We start from the raw sequence: 16,763 nt of genomic DNA, 5'->3' as shown, positions 1-16,763 counted from the left end.
GACTTTGGACGCTGCGACGGCGTTTCGCGTGCAAAGTTCGCGGACTCGACGGTGGGCGGAAGCCGGTGAGAGCGGAGGCCGCGGCGTCGGGGGTCGCGAATAAGCTTGGGGGGTGGCGATCGAGACGACGACCGACGACCAGCTCGCGGAAGCGCGAGCCGAGGCGCAGCAGCTGACGACACGCATCCTGGAGCTCCGGGATGCGTACTACGAGCGCGACACGGTGCTCGTCAGCGACGAGGAGTACGACCGCATGATGCGGCGGCTGGAGGAGCTCGAGCGGCTCCATCCGGAACTCCAGTCGCAGGACAGCCCCACGCAGACCGTCGGCGGCCGCGCCCAGACGACGCTGTTCGCGCCGGTGCAGCACGCCGAGCGGATGCTCAGCCTCGACAACGTCTTCTCGCTGGAGGAGTTCGAGGCGTGGGCTGCGAAGGTCGAGCGTGACGCCGGCCGGCGCGTCGACTACCTGTGCGAGCTCAAGATCGACGGCCTGGCGATCAACCTGCGCTACGAGAACGGCGTGCTCGTCACGGCGGCCACGCGCGGCGACGGCGTCGTCGGCGAGGACGTGACCGAGAACATCCGCTGGATCCCGGCGATCCCGGCTCGCCTCGCCACCGGTGACCCGCCGGCGCTGGTGGAGGTGCGCGGCGAGGTGTTCTTCCCCGTCGCCGAGTTCGAAGAACTCAACGCGCATCAGCAGGAGGCCGGCGAGCGTGTGTTCGCCAACGCCCGCAACGCGGCGAGCGGGTCGCTCCGGCAGAAGGCCGAGGGCAAGAACCCCGCGCAGCTGGAGCTCATGCGCAACCGCCTGCGTCGCCTCCACATGCTCGTCCATGGCATCGGCGCCTGGAACAACCCGCCCGTCGACGCGCAGTCGAAGGTGTACGACCTGCTGAAGGGTTGGGGTCTCCCGACCTCCACGCACTACAAGGTCGTCGACGACGTGAAGAAGGTCGACGAGTTCATCGAGTACTACGGCCAGCATCGCGGCGCGGTCGAGCACGAGATCGACGGCATCGTCATCAAGGTGGATGAGCTTGCGCTGCACGACGAATTGGGCGCCACCAGCCGTGCGCCCCGCTGGGCCATCGCGTACAAGTACCCGCCGGAGCAGGTGAACACCAAGCTGCTCGACATCGTCGTCAGCGTCGGTCGCACCGGCCGGGCCACGCCGTTCGCCGTCATGGAGAAGGTGCGTGTCGCCGGCTCGGAGGTGCGCCAGGCCACCCTGCACAACCAGGAGGTCGTCAAGGCGAAGGGCGTCCTCATCGGCGACACGGTCGTGCTGCGCAAGGCGGGGGATGTGATTCCCGAGGTCCTCGGCCCGGTGGTCGAACTGCGCGACGGCACCGAGCGCGAGTTCGTCATGCCCGAGAACTGCCCCGAGTGCGGCACCCGCCTTGCGCCCGCCAAGGAGGGCGACATCGACCTGCGCTGCCCCAACGCCGAGTTCTGCCCAGCGCAGGTTCGCGGTCGCGTCGAGCACATCGGCTCGCGTGGCGCCCTCGACATCGAGGCGCTCGGCGAGGTCGCGGCTGCGGCGCTGACCCAGCCGCGTTTCCCCGCGGAGCCGCCGCTTCCGACCGAGGCGGGCCTGTTCGGGCTGACCCTCGCCGACCTGTTCCCGATCGAGGTCGTGGTGCGGGATTCGGAGACCGGGCTGCCGAAACTGACCGATGCGGGGGAGGAGAAGGTAGACACTCCGTTCCGCCGTCGCAGGCAGAAGAAGGACGGCCCGTTCGACGCGTCCGCGGCAGAGTTCTTCGGTGACGAACTGTATGTCCCGTCCAAGAACGCCGTGGAGCTCCTCGCCAATTTGGCGGCGGCCCGCGAGAAGCCGCTCTGGCGCATCCTGGTCGCCCTGAACATCCGCCACGTCGGCCCCGTCGCCGCCCGCGCGCTCGCGAACCACTTCGGATCGCTCGACGCGATCCGGTCCGCTTCGCGCGACGAACTGGCCGCGGTGGATGGCGTCGGCGGCATCATCGCGGACGCCGTCCTCGCCTGGTTCGAGGTCGAGTGGCACCGCGAGATCGTTGAGAGATGGGCTGCGGACGGCGTGCAGTTCAGCACACCCGGCCACCCCGGCCCCGGCCGTGCGGATGACGCAGGCGGCGTGCTCGCGGGTCTCACGATCGTGGCAACCGGGTCGCTCGAGGGCTTCACCCGGGAGGGAGCGCAGGAGGCGATCATCGCCGCCGGCGGCAAGGCGGCATCCAGCGTCTCGAAGAAGACCGATTTCGTCGCCGCGGGGCCCGGCGCGGGGTCCAAACTCGCCAAGGCGGAGGAGCTCGGCGTGCGCATCATCGACGCCGCCCAGTTCAAGACGCTGGTCGAGGAAGGGCCCGCAGCGCTCGAAATGTGACGATTTCGGTCCTCCTTCTCGCGGACAGGAGAGAAATTCTCCCCCTGAATCGGGGGTAGAACGGCTCGCCGTCGGCCACCCGTTCATGGGTAGAGTCGAGATGTGCGCTCCCCCCGGACGCACACGCAAAAGGGCTTAGCTCGCTCGCTCTCGGAGGGACCCGGACGGAGTGCTGGTCGGCTTTGCAGCTGTTCTCACTGTTACCTCGGCGGTCTCCGGACTGACTGGGGTTTCCGTGCTGCCCGCAGAAACCCCGGCGGCGCCCGTCTCGGCGGTCTCGTACGCGGCGGTCCCGGCCCTGGACACCTCGGCTTCGGGCCCCGTCTCCGACGTCCCCGCCGGGCCTGCGGCCCGCTCCGCGTCGACTGCGCTCCTCGGCGCCGTCGCCAGCGTCGACGCCTCGGCCCTGCCGTCCTTCCTCGACGCCAACCGCGCGAAGCTCGACGCGCTCCTCCTCGACGCCCCGGCCGCGGTGGATGTGAGCCGCCTCTGGAACCTGATCGACCCCGACAAGCAGAAGGCGCTTATCCAGGCTGCACCGCACGTCGTCGGCAACCTGGAGGGCGTCCCGTACGACGTCCGGGGCCGCGCGAACACCCTCGACCTCAAGCAGACCATCGCCAGCGTCACCAAGACGCTCAAGACGGAGCACGGGCGCGCGGAGCGGGTGGCGCTGCAGCGGCAGCTCGACACGTTGCACAACGTCTCGACCGCGCTCTCGAAGCACGATGGAGTCAAGCGGACGCTGGTGACCCTCGACCCGTCCGCCGATGCGAAGGCCGCGATCGTCGTCGGAGACATCCGCACGGCGAAATACGTGAGCGTCCTGGTGCCCGGCATGTACATGTCCGTCGGGGAGCAGATCGAGGCGTGGGCGAAGGTGGCTCAGGAGCAGTACGACCTGCAGACCGGTTTCCTGCGCCGCGTCCTGGGCCCGCGCGGCAACGGGGGAGCGCCGGGCGTCGCCGTCGTCGCGTGGATCGGGTACCAGACGCCGGTGCTCACCAACATCGGCGGGACGGCTCTGGCGGAGCAGGGCGCCGACAGCCTGGAACGCACGCTGGAGGGCATCCGGGCTCTGCGCGGCGCCGACCAGCCGTACCTCAGCGTGTTCGCGCACTCGTACGGGTCGACGGCCGCCCTGATGGCGCTCGAACGGCACACCGTCACGGTGGATGCGCTGGCGCTGATGGGATCGCCGGGAAGCGCCGCGCAGTCGGTCGCCGGACTCGCGGTGAGCAACGGGAACGTGTTCGTCGGCGAGGCCCCGATGGATCCGATCGTCAACAGCGCCTTCTTCGGCAGTGACCCCGGCTCGCCGGGGTACGGCGCGAAGCCGATGGGGGTGGGCGGCGCCGTCGACCCGTTGACGCATGCGTCGCTGGCCGGGTCGACCGGTCACAACGAGTACTTCACCGCGGGGACCGAGTGCATGCGCAACCTGTCGATGATCGGCATCGACCGCGGCGACTTGGTGATCAGCGGGACGACGCCGAGTGGGTCGGACGCGAGCACTGCGGCGTCCTCGCGCTGAGCGCATCCTGAGCCTCCGGCCCGATGTCGGCGACGGACCACATAATGGATGGGATGGCACCGGACGACGACCCTCCCCCCGAACGACGGGGATCGAGCCGCCGCGCGTTCCTGAAGGGCGCGGGCCTCGTGGCTGCGGGCGCGGTCGCCGGCGGGGCAGCGGGCGGTGCGGCAGGCGCGAGTCTGGGTGCGGCTGCCGGGCGCACCGCTCCGACGGCGGACGAGTCCGGTGAGGAGTACCCGCCGCTTCCGCCGCGGGGCGACGGTCCCGGGTTCGACCACCTGGTCGTGCTGATGTACGAGAACCGCTCGTTCGACAACCTTCTCGGGCACCTCTACGACGAGGAGACCCTGCCGAAGGGCGAACGGTTCGAGGGGCTGGCGTTCGGCGACTACAGCAACCCGGACCCGGCGGGTGGCCCGGACATCCCCGCGCACATCTACCAGGGCACGACCGACTTCGTGATGCGCCAGCCGTCGCCCGACCCCGGTGAGGTCTATCCGCACGTCAACACGCAGCTGTACGACGTCGTCGACCCGCCGTCGAACGCCGACGCGCGCGTGCGCGAGATGCAGCCGCCCTACAACGCCCCGCCTCCGGGAGCGCGACCGGGAATGCGCGGTTTCGTGCGCGACTACCAGGGCGTGCTTCGCAAGGACACCGGCCGCGAGCCCGCTGTGGACGACTACCGCCGCGTGATGGGCGGTTTCTCGCCCGACATGCTCCCCGTCTTTTCGACCCTGGCGCGCCAGTTCGCGGTCTACGACGACTGGCATTGCGCCGTTCCCTCGCAGACGTTCTGCAATCGCTCGTTCTTCAACGCGTCCACGTCGCACGGCTACGTCGACAACGGCGGTGCCGAAGGGCTCCGCAAGTGGTTCGACCCGAAGAACGACGCGCCGACCATCTTCAACCGGTTGGAGGAGGCGGGCCGCAGCTGGCGGGTCTACTTCGACGACCGCCAGCTGATCTCCCTGACCGGATTCATCCACGCGCCGGTGCTGGAGCCGTACTGGAAGACGCACTTCCGGACGATGTCGCAGTTCTACGCGGATGTGGCCGAGGGAACGCTGCCGGACTACGCCTTCGTGGAGCCGCGCCTGCTCTACGACCACAACGACATGCACCCACCGGGCGGTCCGATGACCGGGGAGGACGTCGATGGCGAGGTCGTCGTCGGGGGCGCGATCTCCGACGTGCGCGCGGGCGACCTGCTGCTACACAAGGTCTATTCCGCCATCCGTTCGGCGCGCAGCGCGAAGGGCTCCAACGCGCTCAACACGCTGCTGCTCGTGACCTTCGACGAGCACGGCGGCACCTACGACCACGTCCCGCCGGGTCCGGCGACCCCGCCCGACGACAGCGGGCCGGGCGAGAACGGCTTCGGCTTCGACCGCCTCGGGGTCCGGGTGCCGGCCATCGCGATCTCGGCGTACACGGCGCGGAACACGATCATTCACGACGAGATGCACCATTCGGCGGTTGTCGCGACGCTGTGCAAGAAGTTCGGGATGAAGCACCTCACCGAGCGCGATCGCGGCGCCAGGACGATCGACAACGCGATCAACCGGACGACCCCGCGGCAGCCGGGCACGTGGCCCGACACGCATCCTCAGTACCTCCCGGCGAACCCGGAGTCCGACGCACCGGCGCCGGAGGATGAGGACCGCCCGCTCAGCCCGCCCGGCATCGGCCTCGTCGGCCTGCTGATGGCGCGCTACGGCGTGCCCGGCGCGACGGTGCCGCGCACGTACAAGGAGGCGTACCAAGCGGTCAACGGGCTGGGGCGCGGGCTGTTCGGCTCGCCCTAGAATCGATAGGGCGGGCCGCGACGCGAGCTCCCGTCACCCCACCACCGAATCCACGGAGACGCACCCTTGTCTGAAACCAGCGCAAGCGAGATCAGCGCAGAGCAGGTCGCCCACCTGGCGAACCTCGCCAGGATCGACCTCAGCCCGGAAGAGCTCGAGAGCCTCACGAAGGAGCTCGGCCAGATCGTCGAGTCCGTCGCGAAAGTCCAGGAGGTGGCCGGGCCCGACGTCCCTGCGACCAGCCACCCGCTCCCGCTCACCAATGTGTTCCGGAAGGACGAGGTCCGGCCGTCGCTGACCGTGGAGCAGGCGCTGTCCGGTGCTCCGGAGCGCGAGGGCGACCGCTTCAAGGTGCCCACCATCCTGGACGAGGAGTAGGACGACATGACCGACCTGATCAGGCTCTCCGCCTCCGCCCTCGCCGAAAAGCTCGCCGCGGGCGAGGTCTCCTCCGTCGAGGCCGTCCGCGCCCACCTCGACCGCATCGAGTCCGTCGATGCGGACGTGCACGCGTTCCTCCACGTCGCCGGTGAGAAGGCCATCCGCACGGCCGCCGAGATCGACGGCCGCCGCGCGGCGGGCGACCCGCTCGGCCCGCTCGCGGGTGTCCCCATCGCCATCAAAGACGTCCTGGCGACAGAGGACATGCCCTCGACCTCCGGCTCGAAGATCCTCGAGGGCTGGATCCCGCCCTACGACGCCACCGTCGTCCGCCGGCTGCGTGAGGCCGACCTCGTGCCCCTCGGCAAGACGAACATGGACGAGTTCGCCATGGGCTCCTCGACGGAGCACTCGGCGTACGGCCCGACCCGCAACCCGTGGGATCTGGAGCGCATCCCCGGTGGATCGGGTGGAGGCTCGGCCGCGGCCGTCTCCGCCTTCGAGGCCCCGCTCGCGCTCGGCTCCGACACCGGAGGCTCGATCCGGCAGCCCGCCGCGGTCACCGGTTCGGTCGGCGTGAAGCCCACGTACGGCGGCGTCAGCCGCTACGGCGCGATCGCCCTCGCGAGCTCGCTCGACCAGGTGGGCCCGGTGTCCCGCAGTGTGCTCGACGCGGGCCTGCTTCACGATGTGATCGCCGGGCACGACCCGCTCGACTCCACCTCGCTCGCCGACACCTGGCCGTCGATGGCCGACGCCGCCCGCGCCGGACATAGGGAGGGCGCCCTGAAGGGCGTCCGTGTCGGCGTCATCCGCGAGATCGCCGGCGACGGCTTCCAGGCCGGTGTCAAGCAGCGCTTCGATGAGGCGCTCGCCCTGCTCGAGTCCGCCGGCGCCGAGATCGTCGAGGTCAGCGCACCGAGCTTCGAGTACGCGGTCTCGGCCTACTACCTGATCCTCCCCGCGGAGGCGTCGAGCAACCTGGCGCGCTTCGACTCGGTGCGCTTCGGGCTGCGGGTCAACCCCGCCGACCCGCCGGTGACCGTCGAGCGCGTCATGGCGGCGACCCGCGACGCCGGCTTCGGCCCGGAGGTCAAGCGGCGCATCATCCTGGGCACCTACGCCCTGAGCGCCGGATACTACGACGCCTACTACGGCAGCGCGCAGAAGGTGCGCACGCTCATCCAGCGCGACTTCTCCGCCGCCTTCGAGAAGGTGGATGTGCTGGTCAGCCCGAGCGCGCCGACCACGGCTTTCAAGCTGGGCGAGAAGATCGACGACCCGATGGCGATGTACCTGAACGACATCACCACCATTCCGGCCAACCTTGCCGGCGTTCCGGGCATGGGCCTCCCGATCGGCCTGGCGCCGGAGGACGGCCTGCCGGTCGGCCTGCAGCTGATGGCGCCTGCCCGCGCCGACGCGCGCCTCTACACGTTCGGGGCGGCGCTCGAGCAGCTGCTCGAGCAGAAGTGGGGCGGCACGCTGCTCAGCCAGGCGCCGGATCTGAGCGCCACCGAGATGTTCGCGAGCGAAGAGGGAGCCGTCTGATGGCGAACGCCACTGCCCACACAGCGGAGCTGATGGACTACGAGAAGGCGCTCGAACTGTTCGAGCCCGTCCTCGGCTTCGAGGTCCACGTCGAGCTCAACACCAAGACCAAGATGTTCTGCGGCTGCGCCAACGAGTTCGGCTCGGGCGCCAACACGAACACCTGCCCGACCTGCCTCGGGCTCCCCGGCGGTATGCCGCAGGTGAACGAGAAGGCCATCGAGTCGAGCATTCGGCTCGGCCTCGCCCTCGGCTGCGACATCGCCGAGTCGAGCCGGTTCGCGCGGAAGAACTACTTCTACCCGGACCTGGCCAAGAACTTCCAGACCTCGCAGTACGACGAGCCGATCGCGCACGACGGGTCGATCACCATCGAGCTGGAGAACGGCCGCGAGCTGACGATCGAGATCGAACGCGCGCACATGGAGGAGGATGCGGGCAAGCTGACCCACGTCGGCGGCGCGACCGGCCGCATCCAGGGCGCCGACTACTCTCTAGTCGACTTCAACCGCGGCGGCGTGCCGCTGGTCGAGATCGTCACCAAGATCATCGAGGGCGCCGAGGCCGACGCGCCGGAGGTCGGGCGCACGTACGTGCGCGCCATCCGCGACATCGTGAAGGCGCTCGGTGTCTCGAACGCCCGCATGGAGGAGGGGAACGTGCGCTGCGACGCCAACGTCTCCCTGCGCCGTCGCGGAACGACCGAGCTCGGTACGCGTACCGAGACGAAGAACGTGAACTCGCTGCGCTCCATCGAGCGCGCGGTCCGCTACGAGATCCAGCGCCAGGCCGCGATCCTCGAGGCGGGCGGCACCATCGTGCAGGAGACGCGCCACTGGCACGAGGACTCCGGCACGACGAGCGCCGGCCGCCCCAAGTCCGACGCCGACGACTACCGCTACTTCCCGGAGCCCGACCTCGTGCCGGTCGCCCCGGCCCGCGAGTGGATCGAAGAGCTCCGCGGCACGCTCCCGGAGCAGCCGTCGCTGCGCCGCAAGCGCCTGACGGCCGAGTGGGGCTTCACTGCCCTCGAGTTCCAGGACGTCGCCAACGCCGACCTGCTCGACGAGGTCGAGGCCACGATCGCCGCCGGCGCCGACCCGGCCGCCGCCCGCAAGTGGTGGACCGGCGAGATCGCCCGTCTCGCGAACGCGCACAACGTCCCGGCGGGAACGCTGGTCAGCCCGCAGAACGTCGCCGAACTGGCCGCCCTGATCGAGGCCGGGACGCTGACGGACCGCCTGGCGCGTCAGGTGCTCGAGGGCGTCATCGCGGGGGAGGGGCGGCCCCAGGAGGTCGTCGACGCCCGCGGGCTCGCGGTGGTCTCCGACGACGGCGCGCTCATCGCGGCCATCGACGAGGCACTGGCGTCGCAGCCGGATGTGCTCGCGAAGATCCGCGACGGCAAGGTGCAGGCGGCCGGTGCCGTCATCGGCGCCGTCATGAAGGCGATGCGCGGCCAGGCGGATGCGGCACGCGTGCGCGAGCTGGTGCTCGAGCGCGCGAGCGCAACGGAGTAATCAGCCCTGTGGGCGGCATCCTCGTCGAACGGGTGACGGCGGAGAGTGCGGAGGCCGACGCCGCCGCACTCTCAGCCGTGCTCGCCGAGACGGTGGCGGCCGGTGCGAGCGTCGGCTGGATCGTGCCGCCGTCCCCCGACGAGGCGACCGCGTGGTGGCGCGCGCTGTTCGCGGATGCGGGAGCCACGACCTGGGTCGCCCGCGAGCCGGACGGGCGCGCCGTCGGCACGATCACGATGCTGCGTTCCCCGAAGCCGAACGGTTCTCACCGCGGGGAGGTCGTCAAGCTCATGGTGCATCCCGCCGCCCGCGGTCGCGGCGTCGCTCCGGCACTGATGGCGGCGCTCGAACGGCACGCGGAGCAGACCGGGCTCACCCTCCTCGTGCTCGACACGGAGACCGGCAGCCTGGCGGAGACGCTGTACCGCCGGTGGGGCTGGAATGCGGCCGGCAGCATCCCGGACTTCGCCGTCAGCCCGTCCGGAGCGCTCGGCGGCACGACGATCATGTACAAGCGTGTGGGCCAGGCGACCCCGGCTCCGGAGCTGTTTGCGGACTCCCAGGCGGCGCGTGCAGAGTAGGCGCATGGGCGTCTTCACTCTCGGCGGACTGACCTCCGCACCGGCCTCCTCCCGCACCGACCTGCTCGCTCCGGCGACCCTCGAGGCGCTCGAGACGCTCGGCTGGCTGGATGAGGTGGGCATCGTCGAGATCGACCCCGACGTGTCCGACACGGCCGCGACGCGCGACCAGTTCGGGCTGGATGCCGCCGACCTCGCCAACTGCGTGGTGGTCGCGGGCAAGCGCGAGGGTGTGGAGCGGATCGCCGCGTGCGTCGTCCTGTCGACCACCCGGGCGGATGTCAACAACACCGTCAAGCGCTTCCTGGACGTGCGCAAGGCGTCCTTCCTGCCGATGGACCGCGCCGTGGAGCTGACCGGCATGGAGTATGGCGGGATCACCCCGATCGGCCTGCCCTCCGGTTGGCCGGTGCTCGTCGACGCACGCGTGATCGACGACGGCGTCGTGATCATCGGGTCCGGCGTCCGCCGCTCCAAGATCCTCCTCCCCGGCCGTCTGCTCGGCGAGCTGCCCGACGCGCAGGTCATCGACGGTCTCGGCCTCGAGATCCCGGGATGAGCGTGGCCGCATGACCGGAGCCGCCGTCGAACGGGTGCTCGCACCCGTGCGCTCGCGTCTGATCGAGACCCTGGCCGGGCGATCGGACGAGGTGCCCGCGTGGATCCTGCGGCTCGAGGATGGCGAGGATGAGGGCTTCTTCGGTCCTAACAGCGCCGCCTGGGTCGTACACGGCGGCATGCCGACGCTCGTCGCCGGTGTGCGTGCCCTGCTGCTGCAAGCCCTGCACCCGGGCGCGCTGGCCGGAGTGCGCGACTTCTCCCGCTACCGGGAGGACCCGCTCGGCCGGCTGGCGGGGACCATTCAATGGATCCATACCGTCACCTTCGGCAGCCGCGGTCAGGCCATCGCGGGTTCCGAGATGGTGCGGTCCCTCCACCGCCGGGTCACCGGCACCTACGTCGACGGGCACGGCGTCGAGCGGCCGTACTCTGCCAACGACCCCGACCTCGCCCGCTGGGTCCACCTCGCTTTCACCGACGCGTTCCTGACGGCGCACGAGCACTGGGGCAGTCCCATCCCGGGCGGAGCGGACGGCTACGTGGCCGAGTGGGCGACGGCGGCGGAGCTCATGGGGGTGCCGGACGCTCCGCGCTCCGCGGCGGCGCTCCGGGCCGAGATCGGCGCGATCACCGACGCGGGAGAGCTGCGCGGCGGTCCGGAGGTCGAGGAGATCGTGCGGTTCATCCGCCGGGCTCCGCTCCGCCGCACGCTGCGACCGTCGTACCGCATCGTGTTCCGTGCCGCCGTGTCCACGCTCGAACCGCGGCACCGCGACCTCCTCGGGCTGCCGACCACGGCGGCCGAGCGCATGCTTCCGCTCCACGGCGCGACGTCCGCGGTGCTCGCCGGGGCCCGCACCCTTCTCGGCCCGCAGCCGCAGGCGGAGCTGGCGGCACGGCGACGGCTCGCCCGGCTCGGCGCCGCCTGACCCGCGCCGCCTGACCCGCGCCGCCTGACCCGCGCCGCCTGACCCGCGGGCGCCGCGCGTGCGAGGATGACGGCATGAGCGACGCCGGCGCCGACCAGACGCAGACCCAGACCCAGACCGAGACGCAGACCCGCACCCGAACCGTCCACTGGGAGGACCCGGCTCCGGGCGTCGCGCGGATGCCCTCCATGACCGGGCTCGAGTACCTCCGTTCGATGCTGCGCGGCGAGCTGCCGCCGCCTCCCATCACCGAGCTGATGCGGATGACGCTGGTTGAAGCCGACCCCGGCACCGCAACGTTCGTGTGCGAGCCGGACGAGTCGCACTACAACCCCATCGGGACGGTGCACGGCGGATTCGTGTGCACCGTGCTCGATTCCGCCCTCGGCTGCGCGGTTCAGACGACTCTGCCGCAGGGCCAGGGCTACACATCCATCCAGATCACCGTCAACTACCTGCGTCCGGTGCACGCGGGGACCGGCCCGCTGACCTGCACCGCGACCGTGACGAAGCCGGGCAACCGCGTCGCCTTCGCCGACGGAGTCATCACGGATGCCGCGGGCAAGACGGTCGCGACGGCGACCGGTTCGCTGCTGGTGTTCCCGATCGGCGGCTGACGCCCGACCGCGCTGCTACTTCGCCTGTGCGGCGAGCAGCTGATCGCGCACCTTGCGCCGGATGACCTTGCCGACGATGGAGCGCGGCAGCTCGTCCACCTGCACGACGTGCTTCGGGACCTTGTACGGGGTCAGGCAGTCGCGGCCGAATGCGCGGATGGCCTCCTCGTCGAAGGAGGCGCCGGGCTCCATCACGACGGCGGCGACCACGTCTTCGCCGCCGCGGCGGTGGGGGAGTCCGACCACAGCGATGTCGGCGACGCCCGGGAAGGAGCGCAGGGCGTCCTCCACCTCGGTCGGCGACACGTTGAAGCCGCCGGTGACGATGAGCTCCTTGATGCGGTCGACGATGCGGACGAAGCCGTCCTCATCCATCGTCACGATGTCGCCGGTGCGGAACCAGCCGTCGTCGGAGAACACCTTGGCGGTCTCGTCGGGCTTCCGCCAGTAGCCCGAGAACACCTGCGGACCCCGGGCGAGCAGCTCGCCCGCCTCGCCGAACGGGCGGTCGACCGACGGGTCGTCCGGGTCGGCCACGCGCAGCTCCGTGCCCGGCAGCGGCAGGCCGACCGTGCCCTCGCGACGGGTCGCGCCCACCGGGTTCGCCATCAGCACCGGCGAGCACTCGGAGAGGCCGTAGCCCTCGACGAGATAGCCGCCGGTCTCGTGCTCCCAGAGGTCGACGATGCCCTGCGGCAGGCTCATGGCTCCCGAGATCGCGATCTGGATGCCGGAGAGCGACACCTTGCGCTTCTCGGCCGCCTGCACCAGCCGCTCGTAGATCGGAGGGACAGCGGGCAGGAAGGTCGCCGGGTGCTTCTTCACCACATCCAGCACCAGATCGGGGTCGAACTTCGGGAACAGCACCAGCCGCGCTCCCATGCTCATCGCGAAGGTGAGGCAGAGGGTCAGCCCGTAGGCGTGGAAGAGGGGGAGGACCGCGTAGACGACCGACGTGCCGCGCTCGATGGTCGGCACCCAGGCCCGGGACTGCGCGGCATTCACGTTCAGGTTGCCGTGACTGAGCATGGCGCCCTTCGGTGTGCCGGTGGTGCCGGAGGTGTACTGGATGAGGGCCAGGTCGTCACGCTCGGGACGCGGGGAGGACTTCGCGATCCGGCGGGAGGCGACCAGCGAATCCCACGAGATGGTTCCGGACACTTTTGCGGTCAGCTGCTCGCGGGCCTTGCGCGCAGCCGGGACGGGGAGCCGCAGAGCGAGCCGCTTCGACGCGGGCATCGCGCGGGTGAGGTCGACGGAGATGATCGTGGTCACGCCGAGGTCGGCGGGGAGGTCCTGCACGGTCGCGGCGACCTTGTCCCAGACGATGGCGACGGTCGCGCCGTGATCCTCGAACTGGTGGCGGAGCTCGCGCGGCGTGTACAGCGGGTTGTGTTCGACGACCACGGCGCCGAGACGCAGGACGGCGTAGAAGGCCGCGACGTGCTGAGGACAGTTCGGAAGCACGAGCGCGACGCGGTCGCCCTTCGAGACGCCGAGCTTCCGCAGGCCCTCGGCGGCGCGCGCGATCTGGTCGCCCAGCTCGGCGTACGTGGTGGTCGAGCCGAAGAACTCCAGGGCGACGTGCTTGCCGTAGGTCTTCACCGACTCGTCGATGAGGTGGGAGAGGGACCCGGCGGGCACCTCCACGTCGGCCGGGACGCCCGGCGCATAGCCGGCGATCCAGGGCTTGGTGCTGTACGGGAGGTGCTCGGCGCCCGCGGTCGCGGCTCCGTCGCTCGTCGCGCTGTCGGTGGTCACGGCGGCAAGCCTACGCGGACGCGACCTGCGCCCGCACGGCGTCCTCGATCGGGGTGTCGCCGCCGATGACCTCCCACTGCCGGCCGATCGCCGCGGGCTCATCGAGCACGACGGCGATGAGGGTGGCGACGTCCTCGCGGGCGATGCTGCCGCGCTGAACGCTGTCGCCGAGCGTGATCCGTCCGGTGCCCTCGTCGGTGGTGAGGCCGCCCGGGCGCAGGATGGTCCAGTCGAGCCCGGAGGCGCGGAGCGCCGTGTCGGCGTCGCGCTTGGCGTCGACGTACGCCTTCCACACCGGGTCGGCGTCGTCGACGGGAGCGTCGACGCCCCAGGCCGAGACCTGCACGAACCGGCGGATGCCCGCCTTCGCTGCCGCCTCCTGCGACTTCACCGAGCCGCCGTAGTCGACGGTGCGCTTCCGCTCGATGCCCGAGCCGGCTCCGGCCCCGGCGGTGAAGACGACCGCGTCGCAGCCGCGGATCGCCTCGGCGAGGGCGTCGGCGTCCGCCTGCTCGATGTCGACCAGCGCCCCGAGACCGCCGAGGCGGTAGACATCTTCGGCGTGCTCGTCGTTGCGGACGACGCCGACGAAGTCGTCACCGCGGTCGTAGAGCACCCGCATGAGCTGCTGGGCGACTTTTCCGTGGGCTCCGATGATCGCGACTCGAGTCATGACCCCATCCTTCCACCGTGCGTCGGCGGGACGCGACACGCGTCCGCCTGGCGCGAACGCTCTCGGCGTTCCGGCCGGGCTCTGTTACGGTCGAGTCCATGACCGCCCTGCTCGAGCTCCTCGGACGCGCCTTCGCGTCCGCGCTCGGGATGCTCGGCGGCGGCAGCCCCGCCGGAGTCGTCGCGCTGGCCGGTGTGGCCGGCGCTCTCGGTCTCGTCGCTGTGGTGGCCGCGGCGGCCCTGCGGTCGGTGGCGGCTCTGGCCGCCTCCCTGCGGGTGCGCTCCGCGTGGTCCCGGCCGATCCTGCCCGTCGCGGGATGGCTCGCCGAGAGCCAGTCCGCTCCGGACGCCGACGGCCGGCCGCGGCCCAGAGCGCCCGGCGCCTCCCTGCCGGTCGCGTAGCCGCATCCCCGTATCCCGCCACCGGGCGGACGGCGGCGCCGCGCGACCAGACGCGTCCGCATCCGTCCGAATCGCAGGGATCACACCATCATGGACTTCTTCTCCTGGCCGCCCATCGCGGCCCTTCTCGACGGGGCGTACGGCCTCGTCACCGCCCTCTCCGCCGCCGTCGAGCCGATTGCCGGAACCGCTGCCGGCCTCGTCGCCGTCGTCATGCTGACGCTCCTCGTCCGCGTCGTCCTCATCCCCGTCGGCGTCAGCCAGGTGCGCGCCGAGTACAGCCGGCGGCGGATCGCTCCGCGCCTCGCCGAGCTGCAGCGCCGCCACAAGGGCGACCGCGAGACCCTCGCCCAGAAGACGATGGAGCTGTACCGCGAGGAGCAGGTGTCGCCGTTCTCCGGAATGCTGCCGCTGCTCGCGCAGATCCCCGTCGTGACGCTGCTGTACGCCGTTTTCACGCATCCCACCATCGCCGGGCACGCCAACGCGCTGCTCGGGGAGCACGCCTTCGGCGCACCGCTCGGCACCAGCTTCGTCGGGCTCACCGGCGCCGGGGCCGGGGTCTGGCCGGCGATCCTCGTCTATTTCGGCGTCCTCGCGTTGATCGCCATCGTGACGACGATCTCGCGGCGGGTGCTGACGCTGCCGCAGCCGGAAGGCTCGACAGCGCCGGTCGGGATGCTGCGCGCGCTGTCGTTCCTGCCCTACGTGACGGTGGTGTTCGCCGCGTTCGTCCCGCTCGCGGCCGCCGTCTACATCCTCACGTCGACGACGTGGACGGTCGCCGAGCGGTGGACGCTGCGCCGGCTCCTCGATCCGGCGCGCCGTGCCGGGGGATCGACGCGGCCGACCACGTCGCACTGAGGAAGGCCCTGACGGACAGCGCAGAGCCGGTACTGAGCGGTCGCACAGCCCCGGGGTGGCACGATGGACGGCATGTGGAGACGCGCATCCGGTGATCGATCGGCGACGGGCGGGGGTCCCGATGTGACGGGACGTGGGCCCGGGCTGGGCGTCGGCGTCCAGGTCTACGTGCGCGAGCATGATCCCGCGTCCTCGGACGACTGGATCGGCGAGCCGACGGGCGTGATCATCGCGCCGGGCGATCGCGGGCTGCGCAACGTCTACGGACCCCAGGACGGGCTGACGACGTGGACGGTGTCGTTCTTCGAGCCGCAGCACCGCCGCGACGGACGCGGACCGTACGAGACCGCGATCATCCCGGCGTCGCTGCTGGTGGCCGAGGAGCCGTACGACCGCTGATGCTCCGCATCCGCGTCGCCGCTGAACCGGTTCGGCAACCCACTACCTCCCGGCGCGCCGCGAACCTACAATGTCGGCATGTTCGTCGAGGGCACCCTTCGATGGCAGGTCACGGAGGACTGCCCGTGGGACCTGCTCGTCGCCCTCGCCGTGCGTGAGCTCGCCGGCCTGCACGGCCGGGTCGAGCCCGCGCTTCCGCGACTCGAGCCTGCGGTGGTCCCTGTGCTGCATTCCGGGCGGACGGAGGCGGTGGACGGGCGCGGTGCGTCGGGGCCGCTGCCGACCACCCGGCCGGCTCCGCTCATCCATCCCGCTCGTCCGGCGGGCAGGCCGGCCGCCCCCACCACTGACCCGGATGCTGCGCGGGAGGACGGCACCGAGGCCCTGGCGCGCCAGTGGGAGGCGTGGTTCGAGGTGGCGGCGGACCGGCACCGCCGCCTGACGGCGCCGCTGTTACGGCCCCCGCACTTCGAGGCGTTCGACCGGGTGATCGAACTGCAGGATGCCGTGATCGCCCACTACGACGCGGCCGCCGGGTGGGCGACCGCGCGGCACGCCGAGTACCTGGAGGAGAGCGCGAAGCACCACGCCCGCCGCGCCGCCGACATCGTGGACGTCGTGCGCGAGAGGGAGCACGAGCTCCGGCGTCAGGCCGGGTACTTCCGGCTCGACATCGACGTGCTGCCGCTCGCCGAGAAGGGCACCTGGATCGTCGGTCCGCACACCGTGGTGGTCAGTGCGTCGCTGCGCAACGACTCCGTCGCCTTCCGCGACTGGCTGCGCCCGCTGGTGGCCGCCCTCGTCTGACG

16 protein-coding genes are annotated in these 16,763 nt (G+C 71.1%); 14 read left to right on the top strand and 2 right to left on the bottom strand.

The features are described 5' to 3' along the window. Positions 1–112 precede the first annotated feature (112 nt). The 10 genes from ligA (at position 113) to ACF1AJ_RS05325 (ending at position 11,856) form a co-directional block, all read left to right on the top strand. Positions 113–2,371 (top strand): NAD-dependent DNA ligase LigA, encoded by a 2,259-nt coding sequence (gene ligA, locus ACF1AJ_RS05370; protein WP_391506428.1) that lies wholly within the window; start codon positions 113–115, stop codon positions 2,369–2,371. A gap of 235 nt (positions 2,372–2,606) precedes the next feature. Next, a complete protein-coding gene (locus ACF1AJ_RS05365; protein ID WP_391506427.1) occupies positions 2,607–3,905 on the top strand; it encodes an alpha/beta hydrolase in 1,299 nt (432 codons plus the stop codon). A gap of 53 nt (positions 3,906–3,958) precedes the next feature. Next, positions 3,959–5,716, top strand: a complete 1,758-nt coding sequence (locus tag ACF1AJ_RS05360) for an alkaline phosphatase family protein (RefSeq protein WP_391506426.1) — start codon at positions 3,959–3,961, stop codon at positions 5,714–5,716. A 90-nt stretch (positions 5,717–5,806) separates the two neighbouring features. Next, positions 5,807–6,094: an Asp-tRNA(Asn)/Glu-tRNA(Gln) amidotransferase subunit GatC gene (gatC, locus tag ACF1AJ_RS05355; protein WP_172823262.1), complete on the top strand. Its 288-nt coding sequence runs from the start codon at positions 5,807–5,809 to the stop codon at positions 6,092–6,094. 6 nt (positions 6,095–6,100) lie between these two features. Further along, on the top strand, positions 6,101–7,648 hold the full coding sequence (gene gatA, locus ACF1AJ_RS05350) for an Asp-tRNA(Asn)/Glu-tRNA(Gln) amidotransferase subunit GatA (RefSeq protein WP_391506425.1): 1,548 nt from the start codon (positions 6,101–6,103) through the stop codon (positions 7,646–7,648). Then, positions 7,648–9,168, top strand: a complete 1,521-nt coding sequence (gene gatB, locus ACF1AJ_RS05345) for an Asp-tRNA(Asn)/Glu-tRNA(Gln) amidotransferase subunit GatB (RefSeq protein ID WP_391506424.1) — start codon at positions 7,648–7,650, stop codon at positions 9,166–9,168. The genes gatA and gatB overlap by 1 nt, the downstream gene beginning before the upstream one ends. A gap of 8 nt (positions 9,169–9,176) precedes the next feature. Continuing rightward, positions 9,177–9,749, top strand: a complete 573-nt coding sequence (locus tag ACF1AJ_RS05340) for a GNAT family N-acetyltransferase (protein ID WP_391506423.1) — start codon at positions 9,177–9,179, stop codon at positions 9,747–9,749. Positions 9,750–9,753: 4 nt separating this feature from the next. Further along, positions 9,754–10,308, top strand: coding sequence for a YbaK/EbsC family protein (locus ACF1AJ_RS05335; RefSeq protein ID WP_391506422.1), 555 nt, complete (start codon positions 9,754–9,756; stop codon positions 10,306–10,308). A 10-nt stretch (positions 10,309–10,318) separates the two neighbouring features. Next, entirely contained in the window at positions 10,319–11,239 is a 921-nt protein-coding gene (locus tag ACF1AJ_RS05330; protein ID WP_391506421.1) for an oxygenase MpaB family protein, read from the top strand. Positions 11,240–11,313: 74 nt separating this feature from the next. Next, complete coding sequence (locus tag ACF1AJ_RS05325; protein ID WP_391506420.1) at positions 11,314–11,856, top strand: PaaI family thioesterase; 543 nt, start codon at positions 11,314–11,316, stop codon at positions 11,854–11,856. A gap of 15 nt (positions 11,857–11,871) precedes the next feature. Here ACF1AJ_RS05325 and ACF1AJ_RS05320 read toward each other — a convergent pair whose 3' ends face one another. Continuing rightward, positions 11,872–13,617 carry a long-chain-fatty-acid--CoA ligase gene (locus ACF1AJ_RS05320; RefSeq protein WP_391506419.1) on the bottom strand — a complete coding sequence of 582 codons (1,746 nt, stop codon included), beginning with the start codon at positions 13,615–13,617 and terminating at the stop codon, positions 11,872–11,874. A gap of 10 nt (positions 13,618–13,627) precedes the next feature. Further along, positions 13,628–14,290, bottom strand: coding sequence for an SDR family oxidoreductase (locus ACF1AJ_RS05315; protein WP_391506418.1), 663 nt, complete (start codon positions 14,288–14,290; stop codon positions 13,628–13,630). A 98-nt stretch (positions 14,291–14,388) separates the two neighbouring features. Between ACF1AJ_RS05315 and ACF1AJ_RS05310 the strand changes: the two genes are divergently transcribed. The 4 genes from ACF1AJ_RS05310 (at position 14,389) to ACF1AJ_RS05295 (ending at position 16,761) form a co-directional block, all read left to right on the top strand. Then, the gene (locus tag ACF1AJ_RS05310; RefSeq protein WP_391506417.1) at positions 14,389–14,691 is read left to right on the top strand and encodes a DUF6412 domain-containing protein; all 303 of its coding nucleotides are present in this window, start codon (positions 14,389–14,391) and stop codon (positions 14,689–14,691) included. 90 nt (positions 14,692–14,781) lie between these two features. Next, on the top strand, positions 14,782–15,555 hold the full coding sequence (locus ACF1AJ_RS05305; RefSeq protein ID WP_391506416.1) for a YidC/Oxa1 family membrane protein insertase: 774 nt from the start codon (positions 14,782–14,784) through the stop codon (positions 15,553–15,555). A 123-nt stretch (positions 15,556–15,678) separates the two neighbouring features. Further along, on the top strand, positions 15,679–15,954 hold the full coding sequence (locus tag ACF1AJ_RS05300) for a hypothetical protein (protein ID WP_391506415.1): 276 nt from the start codon (positions 15,679–15,681) through the stop codon (positions 15,952–15,954). 78 nt (positions 15,955–16,032) lie between these two features. Continuing rightward, positions 16,033–16,761, top strand: a complete 729-nt coding sequence (locus ACF1AJ_RS05295; protein WP_391506414.1) for a hypothetical protein — start codon at positions 16,033–16,035, stop codon at positions 16,759–16,761. Positions 16,762–16,763: the final 2 nt, after the last annotated feature.

Origin of the sequence: Leifsonia sp. NPDC014704 (genome assembly GCF_043083605.1) — a bacterium.
GTDB lineage: Bacteria > Actinomycetota > Actinomycetes > Actinomycetales > Microbacteriaceae > Leifsonia.
Note: the sequence above shows the minus strand (reverse complement) of the source record. Positions and strands in the feature narration are given on the sequence as shown.